This window comes from Streptomyces pseudovenezuelae, from assembly GCF_029892565.1.
GTDB classification, from domain to species: Bacteria; Actinomycetota; Actinomycetes; order Streptomycetales; family Streptomycetaceae; genus Streptomyces; species Streptomyces pseudovenezuelae_A.
The window spans coordinates 210,814-227,862 of sequence record NZ_JARXVH010000007.1 but is presented as its reverse complement, the minus strand read 5'-3'; the positions used below and the strand labels follow the sequence as shown (position 1 = coordinate 227,862).

Here is a 17,049-nt window from a genome sequence, read left to right as displayed (position 1 = left end):
GGCAGTTGGTCCCCTGTTACCCTTCCGGGCAGGCGTGATGTGAGCATGCCATCGGCCATCTGAGCGGTTACTACGGGGAGTCAAGGTTGAAGAAGAAGACCATTGTTCGGCTGCTGTCGATCGTCGCGGCCACCGCGGCGATACCCGCGTTGCTGGTCACGCCTGCCAACGCGGCGGCGACCGACAGGTGCGGGGAAGGCTACTCGGACAAGGACGGCAGTGCTTGGAAGGCCACGGGAAGCGGGGGCAACATCCGTTCGGGCCCCAGCACCTCCTGCTCCATCGTCGGCAAGGCGAGCAGCGGCCACAAGCTGGACTACCACTGCTACCTGTATCTGGATGAGGCGTACTTCTGGACCTACCTGAGGGACGACAGCACCGGCAAGTACGGCTGGGTTCGCGGCGATCTCCTCTCGGACCACGGCAGCTTGAAGCACTGCTGACGACGCGGTGACCGGCCCCGGGGGGGAACACGAGTTCTCTCCCGGGGCCGTTCTGTCGACCTGAGGAGAAGCCTCGGACGGCGACCGGATTTCGAGGGCACCGACGCCATCTGCGGCAGGATGGGGCGCATGGGGACCGAGGGGGCAGGCGTCCGCGTCATCGCGGGCCGTTACCGGCTGGAGTCGAGGCTCGGCCGCGGCGGCATGGGCGTGGTCTGGCGGGCGACCGACGAACTGCTCGGCAGGCAGGTGGCGGTCAAGGAGATACCGCTCGACCTCGACGAGACGCTCTCCGTGGAGGAGACCCGGCGCCAGCGCGACCGCACCCTGCGTGAGGCCCGTGCCGTGGCCCAACTCCGGCACCCGCACATCATCGTCGTCCACGACGTCGTCGAGCAGGACGAACGCCCCTATCTCGTCATGGAGTTGATCGACGGCGGCTCCCTCGCCGACCGGATCTCCAGGCGCGGCCCGGTCGACGCCCCCGAGGCCGCGCGGATCGGCATCGCCCTGCTGAGCGCGCTGGCCACGGCGCACGCGGCCGGCGTCCTGCACCGCGACATCAAGCCCGCCAACGTCCTGTTGGGGTCCGAGGGAGACCGGGTCGTCCTCACCGACTTCGGTATCGCGCAGGTCGCGGGCGCCACGACGCTCACCGAGACCGGGGCCTTCGTCGGCTCGCCCGAGTACACGGCGCCGGAGCGGATGTCGGGGGCGCGGACCGGCCCGGAGTCCGACCTGTGGTCGCTGGGCGGGCTGCTGTGCACGATCCTCAGCGGTGAATCCCCGTTCCGGCGCGACTCGTTGGGCGGCATCCTGCACGCCGTCGTCTTCGACGAGATCCGCCCACCTGCCCAGGCAGCGCCCCTACTGCCCGTCGTACGGGGCCTGTTGGAGCGGGACCCGGACCGGCGGCTGGACGCGGCGCGGGCCGAGCGGATGCTCCGGGTCTATCTGGAAACCGGCCGTACGCCCCAACTCCCGCCCGACTACACGCCTACCCGGCAGGATGTGCCCGGACCGACGCCCGCCCCGACGACGACGCCCACACCGCCCTCTCCGACGGTCGAGACCCGGCGCTCCACCCGGGGCGTGCTGGTGGCCGGGCTGCTCGTCGCCGCGATGGCTGGGGCGGGGGTGTCGGCGGCGGCGCTGCTCATGAACGGGGACGGGGGAGGGGGCGGAGGCGGGGTGCCGAAGAGTTCGGGGCCCGGGGTGTCGGTGAGCGCGACGTCGGCTCCTGGTTCGCCTACTTCGCTTACGTCCGCGCCGAGTACGCCGGTGAGCGGTACGCCGACCGCCGGTACGGCGACACCGAGCGCGTCCCGCCCTTCCTCCCCCGCGCCGACCGGCGGAACCCACGCCTCCGCGCCCTCCGGCTACCGCGTCGCCGACGACCCCGCCGGCTTCTCGCTCGCCGTCCCGGAGGGCTTCACCCGCACGCTCCAGGGCGAGCGCGTCTTCTACATGTCGCCGGGGCAGACCTTCCGCCTCGGCATCAAGGTCACCGATCCCCAGACGGGCGGCCCGCTCGCGGTGATGCGGCGCGCGGCGGCCAAGGGCCCGGACACCAACCCCGGTTACCACGACGGCCGGGTCACCGAGACCACGCACCACGAACTCCCCGCCGCCCTCTGGGAGTTCACCTGGAACGGCTTCAGCACGGCCGAAGGTCCCCGGCACACCTACGACCTGTGCTGGGAGGAGGGCGGCCGGCTGTACGACGTGTGGGTGTCGGCGCCGGTCGGGAAGGTGCGGGAGGCGAAGGAGTACTTCGATGTCGCGGTGGACACGTTCGTCCGCTCATAACGGGAAATAAGCGGCGAGCTGAGTCACGGGTCTGTGACCGCTGTGCGTTCTGTGTGGATGCGGGGCCGCATGGCGCGATATGGATGGTGGCATGAGCAGCAACGGGGGATCCGGGCACGAGTCCGACGAGACGACGAGTTTTGTTCTGCAACCGCCGAATCCGGTCGCCGTGCATACGCAGGTCGTGCCGTCCGACCAGGTCGCGCCGCCCCAGCAGGCCGTGCCGCCGCAGGAGCCCGGCACCGGCCGCCTCATCGCCAGTCGCTACCGGCTTCTGTCCAAGCTGGGGCACGGTGGCATGGGGACGGTGTGGCGGGCCAAGGACGAGACGGTGGACCGTGAGGTCGCCGTCAAGGAACCCCGCGTCCCGGACACGCTTCCCGAACGCGAACGCGCCAACGCCTTCGAGCGGATGCGCCGCGAGGCCCGCGCCGCGGCACGCCTCGACCATCCGGCTGTCGTGAACGTCCATGACGTGGCCGTAGTGGACGGTCAGCCGTGGATCGTCATGGAGCTGGTGCACGGCCGTTCGCTCGGCGACGCCCTGCAGGAGGGCACGCTGGACGCGCGCGAAGCAGCCAGGGTCGGCCTGGAGGTGCTCGGCGCGCTGGAGGCCGCGCACGCGGCGGGCATCCTGCACCGCGACGTGAAACCGGACAACGTGTTGCTGGGCCGGCACGGCAGGGTCGTCCTCACCGACTTCGGCATCGCCCAGATCGAGGGCGAGACGAACCTGACGGACACCGGCGGCTTCGTCGGCTCGCCCGAATACATCGCCCCCGAGCGGGTGTTGGGCCAGCGCCCCGGCCCCTCCTCCGACCTCTGGTCCCTCGGTGTCGTCCTCTACGCGGCCACGGAGGGCGTCTCGCCGTTCCGTCGCAGCAACACCCCGGCCACGCTCCAGTCGGTCCTCAACGGCACGCCCGCACCGCCGACTTCGGCGTCGGGGCCACTGGCCAGCGTGATCACCGGCCTGCTCCACAAGGACCCGGCGCACAGACCGAACGCGGCCCAGGTCAGGGCGCTGCTGGAGGAGACGGCGAACCCGCCGACGCCGGTGCCCACGCAGGCGGTTCAGGTCGTTGCGCCGGGTGGCGGGGGCGGTCGTAGGACGTGGCTGGCGTTCGGCGCGGGGGTCGTCGTGGCCGCGGTGTTGGCGGGGGCGTCGGCGTTCGTGGTGGTCGCGGATCCGTTCGGGGGGTCGGGAGGCTTGCCGGACGGGTGGAAGACGCACCACGTGCGGGATGTCGCCGCGACACTGGCCACGCCGGCCAGCTACCGCCCGGAGGTGCCCGACCGGAAGAGCGACGAGACCCACTGGGTCAGGTACAGCGACCCGAGCGGCGCGATCCGGATCACCCTGGGCCTGGAGAAGAAGTCCGAGGACACCTCCGGCGACATCAAGGGCTCCTCGGCCGCGCAAATGTACGCCGACAACGACAAGTTCAGGGAGAGCGGCGAGTACGACCTCAACATGCCCGCCAACCCGAAGACGGACCCGAAGCCGACGACGTACAAGGGCAAGCAGGCCGGCGAGAACACGGTGGTCTACCAGACCGACGACAGCCAGGACCCGCTCCCTCGCGAGGTGCGGGTCTTCTACTACAAGACCTCGGCCGGCGACCTGTACCGGCTCACCGTCAGCTACCCGGGCAAGGGCGACTTCACCGACCGCGGCCGCGAGGTGGCGCAGGCCGCGATCACGAACCTGGACGTCGACAAGCTCTGACGCGCCCTCACCCGCCTCGCACCCTCACCCGCCCCGCACCCCCGCCCGATACCTCCCCGGCGTCACCCCGAACTCCCGGCTGAACGCGTGCGAGAGGGCGTACGGCGTGCTGTACCCGGTCTCGCGGGCGACGGACGCCAACGGGACGTCGGTGTCCCGCAGCAGCGCCGCCGTGCGGGTCAGTCGCCACCACGTCAGGTACGCCATCGGCGGCCGTCCCACCAGCGCCGTGAACCGCCGGGCCAGCGTCGCCCGGGAGACGCCCGCCTCGGCGGCAAGGCGGTCGTTGGTCCAGGGCGCCGCCGGGTCGGAGTGCAGGGCGCGCAGCGCGACCGTGGTCACCGGGTCGCTCAGAACCGCCGGCCACACACCCGTCGCCCCGCCCGCCTCCACCCCCGTCGCCGCGTCCGACATCCACGCCCGGACCATGTAGATCAGCAGCAGGTCGAGCAGGCTCGGCAGGGCCAGACAGGAACCCGGCCGGCGCTCGTCGAGTTCGCGGGCCAACAGGTCGACGGCGGCGCGGAGTTCGGGGTGGGCGCCGACCCGGTTGGGCAGGTGGACGACCTCCGGCAGCTCGGCCATCAGCGGATGCACCCGGCTGCGGTCCAGGCGGTACTTCCCGCACAGCAGCTCCACTCCACGCCCGCCCCCGACCTCACTCCCGACCCCACCTCCGGCAGGCCGCCGCATCTCCTCGAACGGCACCGCCCGCGCCGTATCCCCGGGAGCGTCCGCCAGCACATGCCCCGTCCCGTGCGGCAGCAGTACGACATCCCCGGCGCCCAGCGTCACCGCCGCACCGCCCCCGTCCGGCACCAGCCAGCAACCGCCCGCGAGCACGACATGGAACCCCGCACCCCCGTACGGCGCGAGCCGCGTGCTCCAACTGCCCTCCACCTGGAGCCGATTGGAGGAGGGCTGCCCGATACGCACGGCGGAGATCGCGTCGCTCACCACGTCCATGGTCCCCAGGTTACGCGGCAGCGGATCGCTCTTGAGGCGTTGGCGTATTCGGACGAGCAGTTCAGGCATTGGGATGCTCATTCATTCCCCGTAGCGTCGACGGCATGGCTGATGACAACGCAGAAAGCAACGTGCAGAGCAATGCACAGAGCAACGCACAGGGTTTCCTGATCGGAGACGTAGAGCTCACCCGGGTCGTCGAGTGGCAGGCGCCCTACGCCGGGACCCGGGATTTCCTGCCCGACGCGAGCCCCGAGATGTGGCAGGCCCACCGGGAGGTGCTCGTTCCGGACCACTGGGAGCCCGAGAGCGACCGGGCCGTGGTCGCGATCCAGACGTGGGTGCTGCGCAGCGGCGGGCGGACCGTGGTCGTGGACACCGGGGTGGGCAACGGGCGGGAACGCCCCGGCAATCCGCTGTTCCACCAGCGACAGGGCGGCGACCTTCCGGGACTGCTGGCGCGGGCCGGCGTGCGGCCCGAGGATGTCGACCTCGTCGTGAACACTCACATCCACGGGGATCACGTCGGCTGGAACACCCATGACCAGGAAGGGAATTGGGTGCCCACCTTCCCCGACGCGACCTATCTTCTCCCCGCCGCCGACGACCACCACTTCGGTCCCGACGGCGGATACGGCGGCGGCCTGCGCCCCGACGACCGTCTGATCTACGAGGACAGCGTCGCGCCCGTGCACAAGTCCGGGCAGGCCGTGCTGTGGGACGGCGAGTACTGCATCGACGACCAGCTCACCCTGGAGTCGGCTTCCGGCCACACCCCGGGCTCGGCGGTCCTGCGCGTCGCCTCGCGCGGCCAACGGGCGGTTCTCGTGGGCGACTTGCTGCACAGCCCGGTCCAGATCCCGCACCCCGAGTGCAACAGCCGCTTCGATCTGGACCTCGCGCGGGCGGCCACGAGTCGCCGACGGGTGCTGGAACGGGCTGCTGACCAGGGCGAGTTGGTGATCCCCGCGCACCTCGGCGGCTCGGGCGTGGCGGAGGTGCGGCGACGGGCCGGCGCGCTCACGTTCGCCCGCTGGACGCCGTAGTGGTCGTCACGTCCGGCCCGCGTCGACAACCGGGCGCCCCGCAGGGTACTGATGGGGCATGAGTGCAGGCGGCGAACGGACGCGCGAGGGACGGCTGCTGGGTGGGCGCTACCGGCTGACCGAGCGCATCGGCTCCGGCGGGATGGGCACTGTCTGGCGTGCGTACGACGAACTCGTGGGCCGGGACGTCGCCGTCAAGCAGCCCCGGCTGCCCGGTGATCCGGAGGACGAGCACCGGCAACGGGCCGCGCACCGCCTCTACCGCGAAGCACGCGCCGCCGCCCGGGTCGAGCATCCGGCCGCCGTCTCCATCCATGACGTCGTCGTGGAGGAGGACGGACTCCCCTGGATCGTCATGGAGTTGATCCGCGGCGAGTCCCTCCACGAACTCCTCCAGCGCGGCCCGGTCGAGGCCCCCGAAGCCGCCCGTATCGGCCGCGCCGTCCTCGGCGCCCTGCACGCCGCGCACGCCGTCGGCATCGTCCACCGGGACGTCAAGCCCGCCAACGTGCTCCTCGGCACGCACGGCCGCGTCGTCCTCACCGACTTCGGCATCGCCCATGTCCAGGGCGAGGAATCCCTCACCATGAGCGGGGAGTTCATCGGTTCGCTGGAGTTCGTCGCGCCCGAGCGGATGTCGGGCCGCGGCGCGGGTCCGTCCTCCGACCTGTGGGCCCTGGGCGTCCTGCTGTTCGCGGCCGTCGAGGGCTGGTCCCCGTTCCGGCGTACGACGGTGGAGTCCACCCTCGCCGCGGTCATCGCCTCCGACCCGCCCGAGCCGAAACAGGCCGGCCCGCTCGGCGCGCTGATCACCCGCCTGCTCGCGAAGGACCCCGAACAGCGGCCCGGCGCGGAGGAGGCGGGCGCGATCCTGGAGGCGGTGGCCGAGGGCTGGCCGGTGCCGGTCGGCTCCGCCGGGGAGATGACGGCCATTCAGGACCCGTCGCTGCTGCGGGAGTTCACGGACGACGCGGGGACGGTACGGCTGGGGGTGGGGCCGGCGTCACGAGCGCCGTCGAGGCCGGCGGCGGTGACCGACGAGACGGCCGCGCCCGGACATGGACGGACACCCGAGGAGGACGTACCGGACGCGATCACCGAGTCGCCCTCGGACTCCGGACCGCCCTCGGACTCCGAGGCACCCCCGACAGCCGGGCCGACCTCCGATCCCCGACCGGCAACCTCCGATCCCCGGTCGGCCGCCCCCGAATCCCGACCGGCAGGTCACGATCCCCGGCCGACCCCGGGCGCCTCCTCCGAACCGGCGACCCAGACCGTCCCGACCCCGGACGCACGCCCCCACCCCAAGCGCCGGCTCCTCCTCCGCCCCGCCCTCCTCGCCACCGCCGGCGTCCTCGTCCTGGGCGGCGCCGTGCTCACCGTGCCCCACTTCACGGCGTCCGACGACGGATCCGACCTCGAGTCCTCCGTCGCCCACAGCTCGGCCCCCGCTGCCTCCGGGAGCGCCGCCCCCGCGCCCGCCGCCAGCCCCACCCTCCCCGGCACCTCCTGGACCGCCCACCGCGAGCAGGACATGGACGCCGTTCTCTCCCTCCCCGCCGAGTACAAGGAGGCCGCCCGCGAGGGCAGTGCCGCCGACCAACCCCGGCTCGTCGTCTACGACATCGGGCTCGTCCAGGTCCGCCTCACCCTGTGGGACACGGCGCCCGGCACCGTACTGGACCGCGCGCAGAAGGTGTACAACATCTGGAACGGCTACGCGCACGACGCGAGCGGCGGGGGGACCCGTACCGTCTATCAGGGCTTGGACGCGGTTCTCTCCGACATCACCTACAACAAGGACGAGTCCCCGACCCGGGTGATCCAGCTGATCATCGCGACCGCAGACGACCGCATGTACGAGCTGCGGGTGGACATGCCCAAGGGCACGCCCAGCGAGAAGAAGGGCACCGCGGTGTTCGAGGGCGCCAAGGACCGTCTCGTGATCGCGAAGGGCTGAACAGGACCGGCCGCCCTCGAACAACAGCCTGATCAGTGGGTTCGCTGCCAGTGATCACTGGCGGTGTGTGTGCGGTCGGTGAAGCCGCGTTACCGACGGGTACCCAAAGCCTCCGCTCCGGCATACGCTGCCCGTCATGACGGACTCGCAGGCCCCGGAGAAGACCGGCACCACCGTTGCCGGCACCAACCCCCTCGCCCCCGCCCCCGAGGGCGCCCGCACCGCCGCGGACGTGGTCACCCCCGAGCTGGTCGCCCAGCTCACCAAGGGCGTGACCGGTTCCGGGCGCACCGCCAACCACAGCCCCTTCACCGGCGAGAAGCTGGCCGACCTGCCTCAGTCGACACCCGAGGACGTGGCGGAGGCCTTCGCGGCGGCCCGCGTGGCGCAGGCGCTGTGGGCGCAGACGCCGGTCCGGGAGCGCGCGGCCGTCCTGCTCCGCTTCCACGACCTGGTGCTGGCCCGCCAGGCCGAGGTCCTGGACCTCGTCCAGCTGGAGACCGGCAAGGCGCGGCTGCACGCGCACGAGGAGGTCCAGGCCGTCGCCGTCGCGGCCCGCCACTACGGCCGAAAGGCCCCCGCCTACCTCAAGCCGAAGCGGCACACCGGCGCCGTCCCGACCCTCACCAAGGTCACCGAACTGCGCCACCCCCGCGGGGTGGTCGGCCAGATCGCCCCCTGGAACTACCCGCTCGAACTCTCCGTCGGCGACGCCCTGCCCGCCTTCGTCGCGGGCAACGCGGTCGTCATGAAGCCCGACACCGAGACCTGCCTGACCGCCCTCTGGGCGCGCGACCTCCTCATCGAGGCCGGCCTGCCCGCCGACGTCTTCCAGGTCGTCATCGGCGACGGCCCGGTCATCGGCCCCGAGATCGTCAAGCACGCCGACTACGTCTCCTTCACCGGCTCCACCCGCACCGGCCGCGAGGTCGCGCAGGGCGCGGCGGCCCGTCTGGTCGGCGTCTCCCTCGAACTCGGCGGCAAGAACGCCATGGTGGTCCTGGAGGACGCGGACGTCGAGAAGGCGGCGGCGGGCGCGGTCCGCGCCTGCTTCTCCTCCGCGGGCCAACTGTGCGTCTCCATCGAGCGGTTGTACGTCCACGAGTCGATCGCCGACGCCTTCCTCGACCGCTTCGCCGCCCGCACCAAGGCCATGCGTCTGGGCACGTCCCTCTCCTACGGCGCCGACATGGGCTCGCTGGCCGGCGAACGCCAACTGGAGGCCGTCACCCGCCACGTCGAGGAGGCCGTCGCCAAGGGCGCCAGGCTCGTGGCCGGTGGACACGCCCGTCCGGACATCGGCCCGTACTTCTTCGAGCCGACCATCCTCGACGGTGTCGAGGCCCCCATGGCCGTCTGCGCCGAGGAGACCTTCGGCCCGGTCGTCTCCCTCTACCGCTTCAAGACGGACGACGAGGCCGTCGAGGCCGCCAACTCCACGCCGTACGGCCTCAATTCCTCGGTCTGGACGAAGAGCGCCGCCCGCGGCCGCACCGTCGCCGCCCGCCTGCGCACCGGCACGGTCAACGTCAACGAGGGCTACGCCTCCGCCTACGGCAGCGTCCAGTCCCCGATGGGCGGCATGAAGGACTCCGGCCTCGGCCGCCGCCACGGCTCCGAGGGCATCCTCAAGTACACCGAGGCCCAGACGATCGCCCAACAGCGACTCCTGCCGATGGCCCCGTCCCTGGGAATGAACGACGAGCAGTACGCCCAGTTCATGAGCCGCAGCCTCCGCGTGATGAAGGCACTCCGCCTCAGGTGATCAAAGACGGCCCGCAGCGAATCTCAATGAGGAGAACACGTTGTCGCAAGATCCCTATGACTACGACGTCCTAGTCGTCGGCTCCGGCTTCGGCGGTTCAGTGACCGCCCTGCGCCTGACCGAAAAGGGCTACCGCGTCGGCGTATTGGAAGCAGGCCGCCGCTTCACCAGAGAGTCCCTCCCCAAGAACTCCTGGGACCTCAAGAACTACCTCTGGGCCCCCAAGCTCAACATGTACGGAATCCAGCGCATCCACCTCCTGGGCAACGTCATGGTCCTCGCCGGCGCAGGCGTCGGCGGCGGCTCCCTCAACTACGCCAACACCCTCTACGTCCCGCCGAAGCCGTTCTTCGACGACCCCCAGTGGCGTGACATCACGGACTGGCAGGAGGAGTTGAAGCCGTACTACGACCAGGCACAGCGCATGCTCGGCGTACGCCTCAACCCGACGATGACCCCGTCCGACGTCCATCTGAAGGCAGCCGCCGACCGCATGGGCGTAGGAGACACCTTCCACATGGCCCCGGTCGGCGTCTTCTTCGGCGACGGCAAGGACGCCGAGGGGAAGTCGAAGGCGGCCCCCGGCGACCCGGTCACAGACCCCTACTTCGGCGGTGCGGGGCCCGACCGCAAGGCCTGTACCGAGTGCGGCGAGTGCATGACCGGCTGCCGGCACGGCGCGAAGAACACCCTCAACGAGAACTACCTCTACCTCGCCGAAAAAGCGGGCGCGGTCGTGCACCCGATGACGACCGTCGTGTCGGTCACCGACGACTCGCAGGGCGGCTACGCGGTCGCCACGCTCCCCACCGACGACCGCCGAAAATCCGGCGGCCGCACCTTCAAGGCCCGCCAGGTCGTCCTCGCCGCCGGCACCTACGGCACCCAGACCCTGCTGCACAGGATGAAGGCGGGCGGCCAACTGCCGTACGTCTCCGAGAAGTTGGGCGAGCTGACCCGCACCAACTCCGAGGCCCTGGTCGGCGCCCAGACCAACAACCGCCGCTACCGCAAAGCGACGGGCGAGGCGAAGGTCGACTTCACGCGCGGAGTCGCCATCACGTCCTCGGTCCACCCGGACGAGAACACCCACATCGAGCCGGTCCGCTACGGCCGGGGCTCCAACTCGATGGGCGGCCTGTCGATCCTCCAGGTCCCGTACGCCGAGGGCTCGTCGAGGGCGCTGGCCTGGCTGCGCAACGCCACCCGCCATCCCCTTCTCGTGCTGCGCTCCCTCTCCAACCGCCGCTGGTCGGAGCGGACCATCATCGGCCTGGTGATGCAGTCGCTGGACAACTCGCTGACGACGTACCTGAAACCGGACGGCGTCGGCAAGGGCCTGCTCACCGCCCGGCAGGGCCACGGCGCCCCCAACCCCAAGCAGATCAGGGCCGCTTCGGAGGGTGCGTCCGCGATCGCCGCCGAGATCAACGGCTTCGCCGGCTCGAACGTCGGCGAGCTGATGGGCACCCCGCTCACCGCCCACTTCCTCGGCGGCTGCCCGATCGGTTCCTCGCGCGAGAGCGGTGTCATCGACCCGTACCACCGCCTCTACGGCCACCCCGGCGTCTCCGTCGTCGACGGTTCCGCGGTCTCGGCCAACCTGGGTGTGAACCCTTCGCTGACGATCACCGCGCAGGCCGAGCGCGCGATGTCGTTCTGGCCGAACAAAGGCGAGGCGGATCCCCGTCCGGCGCAGGGAGCGGCGTACGAGCGACTGAAGCCGGTCGAGCCGCAGGCCCCGGCCGTCCCCACGGAGGCGTTCGGCGGGCTGCGACTGCCGTTCCTGGGGATGCCGACGGTGCCCCCGAAGAAGTAGGAGCCCAAGCCCGAACGGGAACCGAAGCAGACGAAGTGAAGGACCTGCACCCCCCTCCGAGCGCAGGTCCTTCACTTCGTCTGTGGCCTTTGGTTCTGGTGGTGTGACCGACGAGGTGCGGGAATGGTTGCCTCCGTATGCGCGGAAACTTTCCGGGATGAGTAATCGGCATGCGCATGGCTATCCTCGGCCAGTCGACCCACCCAAGAGAGAGCCCGATGTCTGACAGACGGTCCGAGGATCCAGCGGGGGACGAGCCGTCCTCCTCCATACCCGACGAGGTGTGGGAGCAGTTCATCCGTGACAGTGAGCGGGACATCCGCGGCTCCGCTCCCAAGGAGCCCTCCGCCCGGGCCCGCATGGTCAGCGAGCGGCTGAAGCGCGAGGGGGCGCCGTCCGAGGGCTGGCGCACCGGCCCGACCGGTACGGCGAAGAAGGGCCGCCGCCGCAAGATGTGGGCGATCATCGGCGTACCCGTCGCGATCGCCGTGGCCGTCGTCGCGATGAAGCCGTCGCTGCTTCCCGGCGACCCCTTCGGCGGGCAGGCGGACGTGGACGAGGCCGCCTCCCCGCTGGCCGCCGAGACCGCGCCGCCCACCGCGGCGCCCGGCGCGGCCGACCCCGCGACCCCCACGCTCGACGAGCCGTTCGCCGGTTCCCCGGCGCTGAACTGGGCCGACGGCGGGGCCGGCATCGTGCTCCCGAAGGCCACGGTCGTCGGCGCGGTCTCCAAGGACAAGGTCGAACTGGCCCTCCAGCAGACCAGGAAGCTGCTGATCGACGCGAACCTGAACCCGAAGGTGGTGGCCGGCGCCCGGCCCGTGGCCGCGCTCTCGGTGCTCGACCCGAAGCAGCCGGGCCTGATCGACGACCTGAACACCGCCCTGCGCGCGCCGAGCGAGGCTCACGACCCGCTGTCGATGTTCAGCCGCTTCGACCCGGACGAGGTGCGGCTGGTCGGTGACGTGATCAAGACGCGCGGCCGGATCACCTTCAAGAAGGGCAGGTTCGACGCGGTCACGGTGCACGCCGACTTCACCTTCGTCTACCCGGTCGTCCGCACCGACGGCTCGACCGAGGTCACCCGCACCATCGTGCGCCGGGTCATCGACACCGAACTCCCCGACCCCGCGCACTACAAGGTCACGTCCGGCCGGTTGATGGTCGTCAAGTACGACGAGGACGCCGGTAACTCCGCCTGCGACGTCAACGACGGCTATCTGCACCCCCGGTTCCCGTCCCAGGCCCCCTCCGCGAGTGCCACTCCGACCGGGCCGTCGGTCGACCCGTACGACCGCAGCCGGGACATCGGCGAGGAGAGCGGGGACTGCGGCACGGTGAGCCGCACCTGACGGACTCCGTACACGTGCGAAGGGCCCCGCGGGACGTGCGTCCGCGGGGCCCTTCTCCGTCAGCACCGACGTCAGGGCAGCGCCGGTGCCTGGGAGCGGCGCCGGGGGGTTGCGCCGCTTGTCTGTGCGCCCTGGTCGCCGCCCCGGCGCGAACCGGGCGCACGGATGGTCTCGACCTCTGGCAGTACGGAAGTACAGGGCAGTGCGAGGAGCTGGTACAGGGCAATGCCTTGAGTTGTGACGGGACTTGGGGCTTTCTACGCATCGTGCTGGATGCTCGCGGCCTCCGCAACCGTTTGACCCAGGATCGTGCATATTTGCAATTTCCGTCGGACGGCTCCGGGCGTCCCCGGAGCCGACCGTTCTCTTGGGTGACCGGGCTGCTGTCCCCTGCCGTCCGGTCACGACCCTGGAGCGAGGTCCCACGACGCACGGCACGATCCCGTACGTCTCATCGCCCCAGCGGAGCCACGCGTGGTTCTTTCGGGCCCGCCCCTGGCTGGCACGGACATCGGGACCAACGAAGCGTCTTGCGTACCGGTCACGCGCCGTACGGGTGAGAACGGGCCCGAACTCAGATGCGACCGCGGCACAGTTCGAGCAGCGTCATCGCGAGCGAGGTGCCGGGCTTGCCCAGCGCGTCCCGGTAGTGGCCGAGGATCTCCATCTCGCGCGAGAGGTTCACGCGCCGGCCGCCGGACTCGATCCGGGCGTCCTGGATGACGGCGGAGACCGCCATCCGTTCCTGGATCAGGCCGATGATCCGGTCGTCGAGCGCGTCGATGCGCTCCCGGGCGCCGGTGATCACCCCGACTGCCTCGGGGGTGTGCGCGCCGGTCTGCTCCGCTGCGGTGGCGGTCATGTCTGGGCCCCTCGTCGGATGCGGTGCGGAGCCCCGGAGCGGCAAGGTCCGGGAAAACCACAGGCGCCCCGGGCCTTGTCGGCCCGGGGCGCCTGGGAAGTCGCTTGTCAGTTGCTCAAGCAGCACGACCATGGCAGCCGGTGGGCCGGTTGCCATAGGTAAAGAGGAAGGTCGCGTGGGTGAGCATGGGTGCCAGTATGCCACGGGACGGCCTGGGGGCGGGCCTCGGTAGAATCGGCGTACACACCAGACCCCCGCCCCACCGCCGGAAGGCTCCCGTGTCACCAGCGACCCCTACTGCCGCCGCCCCCGACACCGTCCTGGTCGTCGACTTCGGCGCGCAGTACGCCCAGCTCATCGCCCGTCGCGTCCGTGAGGCACGGGTCTACAGCGAGATCGTGCCGAGCACCATGCCGGTCGCGGAGATGCTCGCCAAGGACCCGGCGGCGATCATCCTCTCCGGCGGCCCCTCTTCGGTGTACGCGGAGGGCGCCCCGCGTCTGGACTGCGCGCTCTTCGAGGCCGGCGTCCCCGTCTTCGGCATGTGCTACGGCTTCCAGCTGATGGCGACGACGCTCGGCGGCACGGTCGACAACACCGGGGCCCGCGAGTACGGCCGTACCCCGCTGCACGTCTCCAGGTCGTCCTCCACCCTCTTCGAGGGCACCCCGGACGAGCAGTCGGTGTGGATGTCGCACGGCGACGCCTGCTCCGCCGCCCCCGAGGGCTTCTCGGTCACGGCCTCCACGGACGTCGTCCCGGTCGCCGCCTTCGAGAACGACGAGAAGAAGCTCTACGGCGTCCAGTACCACCCCGAGGTCATGCACTCCACGCACGGCCAGCAGGTCCTGGAGCACTTCCTGTACCGGGGCGCGGGCCTCACGCCGAACTGGACCACCGGCAACGTGATCGACGAGCAGGTCGCCGCGATCCGCGAGCAGGTCGGCGACAAGCGCGCCATCTGCGGCCTGTCCGGCGGCGTCGACTCCGCCGTAGCCGCAGCCCTCGTCCAGAAGGCCATCGGCTCCCAGCTGACCTGCGTGTACGTCGACCACGGTCTGATGCGCAAGGGTGAGACCGAGCAGGTCGAGAAGGACTTCGTGGCCGCGACCGGCGTTCAGCTGAAGGTCGTGGACGCGGAGGAGCGGTTCCTCACCGCGCTCGCCGGGGTCTCCGACCCGGAGCAGAAGCGGAAGATCATCGGGCGTGAGTTCATCCGCGTCTTCGAGCAGGCGCAGGCCGAGATCATCGCGGACGAGGGTCCCGAGGTCGCCTTCCTGGTGCAGGGCACGCTCTACCCGGACGTCGTCGAGTCCGGCGGCGGCACCGGCACGGCCAACATCAAGTCCCACCACAACGTGGGCGGGCTGCCCGAAGACCTGGAATTCCAGCTCATCGAGCCGCTGCGCAAGCTGTTCAAGGACGAGGTCAGGATGGTCGGCCAGGAGCTGGGCCTGCCGGACGAGATCGTCCAGCGCCAGCCCTTCCCGGGCCCCGGCCTCGGCATCCGGATCGTCGGCGAGGTCACCAAGGACCGCCTCGACCTGCTCCGCGAGGCCGACGCCATCGCCCGCGAGGAGCTGACCGCGGCCGGCCTGGACCGTGAGATCTGGCAGTGCCCGGTGGTCCTGCTCGCGGACGTCCGCAGCGTCGGCGTCCAGGGCGACGGCCGCACCTACGGCCACCCGATCGTCCTGCGCCCGGTGTCGAGCGAGGACGCCATGACAGCCGACTGGTCGCGCCTGCCGTACGACGTCCTCGCGAAGATCTCGACCCGCATCACGAACGAGGTCGCCGACGTCAACCGGGTCGTCCTCGACGTCACGAGCAAGCCGCCGGGGACCATCGAGTGGGAGTAGATCCCCTGTTCGCAGGGGTTCAGGTCCGCTTGAGCGTGCGTATCGGCTCTCCGGGCTGCCAGATCTCGACGACGAGGTACTTCTCGTCCTCGACGTAGGTCCGTACGACCTCCGTCAACTCGGTGCGGAAGAGGTGGAACGGCTCCGGCGGTTCCACCTCTTGCGTGTAGGCCCGCTTCACCGACCCGTCCTCGACCTCCAGCGCTCGCCCGCCGACGCGGATGTCCCCGCCGGCCATGCCGGTGCCCTCGCCTGGATTGGTCTGGAGCGCGAAGCGGGGGTCCCGGCGCAGGTCGAGGGCCTTGAGCGAGCCCGTCATCATCCCGAACCACAGCTCACCGTCCAGGAAACGGACCTCCAGGCCGCTGGTGCGCGGGGAGCCGTCCGCGCGCAGGGTGGCCAGGACGTGGTGGGTGTGGCCGGCGAAGCGTTCCTCGGCGGTCCGCGCCAGCTCGGGTGCGGCGCGGCGGAAGGCGGCCCAGTTCGATGTCATACGTTGATCGTCGCCCGTAAACCCGACATCTTCTGTCGTGATTCGGTCGCGTGCGTCATCTTTACATCACAGGCCTGTTCTCCTGCGCTGACCGACGGTAACTTCCGCCCCGTACAGCAACCCAGTGCCGGAGGACCACATGCACGGGCCGACCCCACCGATGCCGCTCCCCACGGACCGGCTGCGTTTCGCCATGCCGCCCATGCACGAGTCGCTCGACGACGAGCGCCGGCACCGCAAGGAGCGGCTCGCGGGCGCTCTGCGGATCTTCGGACGGCTCGGTTTCGAGGACGGTGTGTCGGGCCACATAACCGCTCGTGACCCCGAGTACAGCGACTGTTTCTGGGTCAACCCGTTCGGGATGCCGTTCAAGCACGTCACCGTGAGCGACCTCGTCCTCGCCAACTCCGAGGGCCAGGTCATCGAGGGCCGCTACCACGTCAACCAGGCCGCCTTCACCGTGCACGCCCAGGTCCACGCGGCCCGCCCCGACGTCGTGGCCGTCGCCCACTGCCACTCCGTGCACGGCCGCGCCCTGTCCGCGCTCGGCGACCTCCTCGACCCCATCACCCAGGAGAGCTGCGCCTTCTACGAGGACCACGCGCTGTACGACGCCTACACCGGCGTCGCCGTCGACGCCGACGAGGGCCGCCGTATCGCCTCCGCGTTGGGCTCCCGCAAGGCGCTCGTGCTGCGCAACCACGGGCTGCTGACGGTCGGCGACTCGGTGGACGCGGCGGCCTGGTGGTTCCTGTCGATGGAACGGTCCAGCCAGGTGCAGCTCACCGCCAAGGCGGCCGGCCGCCCGCTCCTCATCGACCACAAACTCGCCGTCGCCACCCGCGAACAGCTCGGCGGCGACCTGGTGGCCTGGATCAACTACCAGCCCGTCTGGCAGGACATCAGCCGCAGCGAACCCGATCTGCTGAGTTGAGTTGCCACCCCG

The 17,049-nt window shown here is 70.8% G+C and carries 13 protein-coding genes; 10 read left to right on the top strand and 3 right to left on the bottom strand.

The genetic code is table 11. The features are described 5' to 3' along the window. Window positions 1-86: 86 nt before the first annotated feature. From M2283_RS23890 to M2283_RS23880, 3 genes are all read left to right on the top strand, one after another. Window positions 87-443, top strand: coding sequence for an SH3 domain-containing protein (locus M2283_RS23890; protein ID WP_280878395.1), 357 nt, complete (start codon window positions 87-89; stop codon window positions 441-443). A gap of 129 nt (window positions 444-572) precedes the next feature. Continuing rightward, window positions 573-2,252, top strand: a complete 1,680-nt coding sequence (locus M2283_RS23885) for a serine/threonine-protein kinase (RefSeq protein WP_280878394.1) — start codon at window positions 573-575, stop codon at window positions 2,250-2,252. 91 nt (window positions 2,253-2,343) lie between these two features. Beyond that, window positions 2,344-3,981: a serine/threonine-protein kinase gene (locus M2283_RS23880; RefSeq protein WP_280878393.1), complete on the top strand. Its 1,638-nt coding sequence runs from the start codon at window positions 2,344-2,346 to the stop codon at window positions 3,979-3,981. Window positions 3,982-4,005: 24 nt separating this feature from the next. Here the strand turns inward: M2283_RS23880 and M2283_RS23875 are convergent, their stop codons facing one another. After that, entirely contained in the window at window positions 4,006-4,947 is a 942-nt protein-coding gene (locus M2283_RS23875; RefSeq protein ID WP_280878726.1) for an AraC family transcriptional regulator, read from the bottom strand. A gap of 104 nt (window positions 4,948-5,051) precedes the next feature. On the opposite strand from M2283_RS23875, the gene M2283_RS23870 reads away from it, so the two are divergent. From M2283_RS23870 to M2283_RS23850, 5 genes are all read left to right on the top strand, one after another. Then, complete coding sequence (locus M2283_RS23870) at window positions 5,052-5,993, top strand: MBL fold metallo-hydrolase (protein WP_280878392.1); 942 nt, start codon at window positions 5,052-5,054, stop codon at window positions 5,991-5,993. Window positions 5,994-6,051: 58 nt separating this feature from the next. Continuing rightward, complete coding sequence (locus tag M2283_RS23865) at window positions 6,052-7,953, top strand: serine/threonine-protein kinase (protein WP_280878391.1); 1,902 nt, start codon at window positions 6,052-6,054, stop codon at window positions 7,951-7,953. A gap of 136 nt (window positions 7,954-8,089) precedes the next feature. Then, the gene (locus M2283_RS23860; protein WP_280878390.1) at window positions 8,090-9,718 is read left to right on the top strand and encodes a succinic semialdehyde dehydrogenase; all 1,629 of its coding nucleotides are present in this window, start codon (window positions 8,090-8,092) and stop codon (window positions 9,716-9,718) included. Between the two features lie 40 nt (window positions 9,719-9,758). Continuing rightward, entirely contained in the window at window positions 9,759-11,537 is a 1,779-nt protein-coding gene (locus M2283_RS23855; protein WP_280878389.1) for a GMC family oxidoreductase, read from the top strand. Between the two features lie 218 nt (window positions 11,538-11,755). Then, window positions 11,756-12,889 carry a hypothetical protein gene (locus tag M2283_RS23850; protein WP_280878388.1) on the top strand — a complete coding sequence of 378 codons (1,134 nt, stop codon included), beginning with the start codon at window positions 11,756-11,758 and terminating at the stop codon, window positions 12,887-12,889. Between the two features lie 574 nt (window positions 12,890-13,463). Here the strand turns inward: M2283_RS23850 and M2283_RS23845 are convergent. Beyond that, on the bottom strand, window positions 13,464-13,751 hold the full coding sequence (locus M2283_RS23845; protein ID WP_280878387.1) for a chorismate mutase: 288 nt from the start codon (window positions 13,749-13,751) through the stop codon (window positions 13,464-13,466). Between the two features lie 278 nt (window positions 13,752-14,029). On the opposite strand from M2283_RS23845, the gene guaA reads away from it, so the two are divergent. Beyond that, on the top strand, window positions 14,030-15,610 hold the full coding sequence (gene guaA / locus M2283_RS23840) for a glutamine-hydrolyzing GMP synthase (RefSeq protein WP_280878386.1): 1,581 nt from the start codon (window positions 14,030-14,032) through the stop codon (window positions 15,608-15,610). Between the two features lie 19 nt (window positions 15,611-15,629). Here guaA and M2283_RS23835 read toward each other — a convergent pair whose 3' ends face one another. Beyond that, window positions 15,630-16,103, bottom strand: a complete 474-nt coding sequence (locus M2283_RS23835; RefSeq protein ID WP_280878385.1) for a pyridoxamine 5'-phosphate oxidase family protein — start codon at window positions 16,101-16,103, stop codon at window positions 15,630-15,632. A gap of 139 nt (window positions 16,104-16,242) precedes the next feature. Between M2283_RS23835 and M2283_RS23830 the strand changes: the two genes are divergently transcribed. Next, on the top strand, window positions 16,243-17,037 hold the full coding sequence (locus M2283_RS23830; RefSeq protein WP_280878384.1) for a class II aldolase/adducin family protein: 795 nt from the start codon (window positions 16,243-16,245) through the stop codon (window positions 17,035-17,037). Window positions 17,038-17,049: the final 12 nt, after the last annotated feature.

Bases quoted from the DNA above. Each gene is read 5' to 3' on its own strand.
- M2283_RS23885 (WP_280878394.1), top strand. From the start codon at position 573: ATGGGGACCGAGGGGGCAGGCGTCCGCGTCATCGCGGGCCGTTACCGG.
- M2283_RS23880 (WP_280878393.1), top strand. From the start codon at position 2,344: ATGAGCAGCAACGGGGGATCCGGGCACGAGTCCGACGAGACGACGAGT.
- M2283_RS23875 (WP_280878726.1), bottom strand. From the start codon at position 4,947: ATGGACGTGGTGAGCGACGCGATCTCCGCCGTGCGTATCGGGCAGCCC.
- M2283_RS23870 (WP_280878392.1), top strand. From the start codon at position 5,052: ATGGCTGATGACAACGCAGAAAGCAACGTGCAGAGCAATGCACAGAGC.
- M2283_RS23865 (WP_280878391.1), top strand. From the start codon at position 6,052: ATGAGTGCAGGCGGCGAACGGACGCGCGAGGGACGGCTGCTGGGTGGG.
- M2283_RS23860 (WP_280878390.1), top strand. From the start codon at position 8,090: ATGACGGACTCGCAGGCCCCGGAGAAGACCGGCACCACCGTTGCCGGC.
- M2283_RS23850 (WP_280878388.1), top strand. From the start codon at position 11,756: ATGTCTGACAGACGGTCCGAGGATCCAGCGGGGGACGAGCCGTCCTCC.
- M2283_RS23845 (WP_280878387.1), bottom strand. From the start codon at position 13,751: ATGACCGCCACCGCAGCGGAGCAGACCGGCGCGCACACCCCCGAGGCA.
- M2283_RS23835 (WP_280878385.1), bottom strand. From the start codon at position 16,103: ATGACATCGAACTGGGCCGCCTTCCGCCGCGCCGCACCCGAGCTGGCG.
- M2283_RS23830 (WP_280878384.1), top strand. From the start codon at position 16,243: ATGCACGGGCCGACCCCACCGATGCCGCTCCCCACGGACCGGCTGCGT.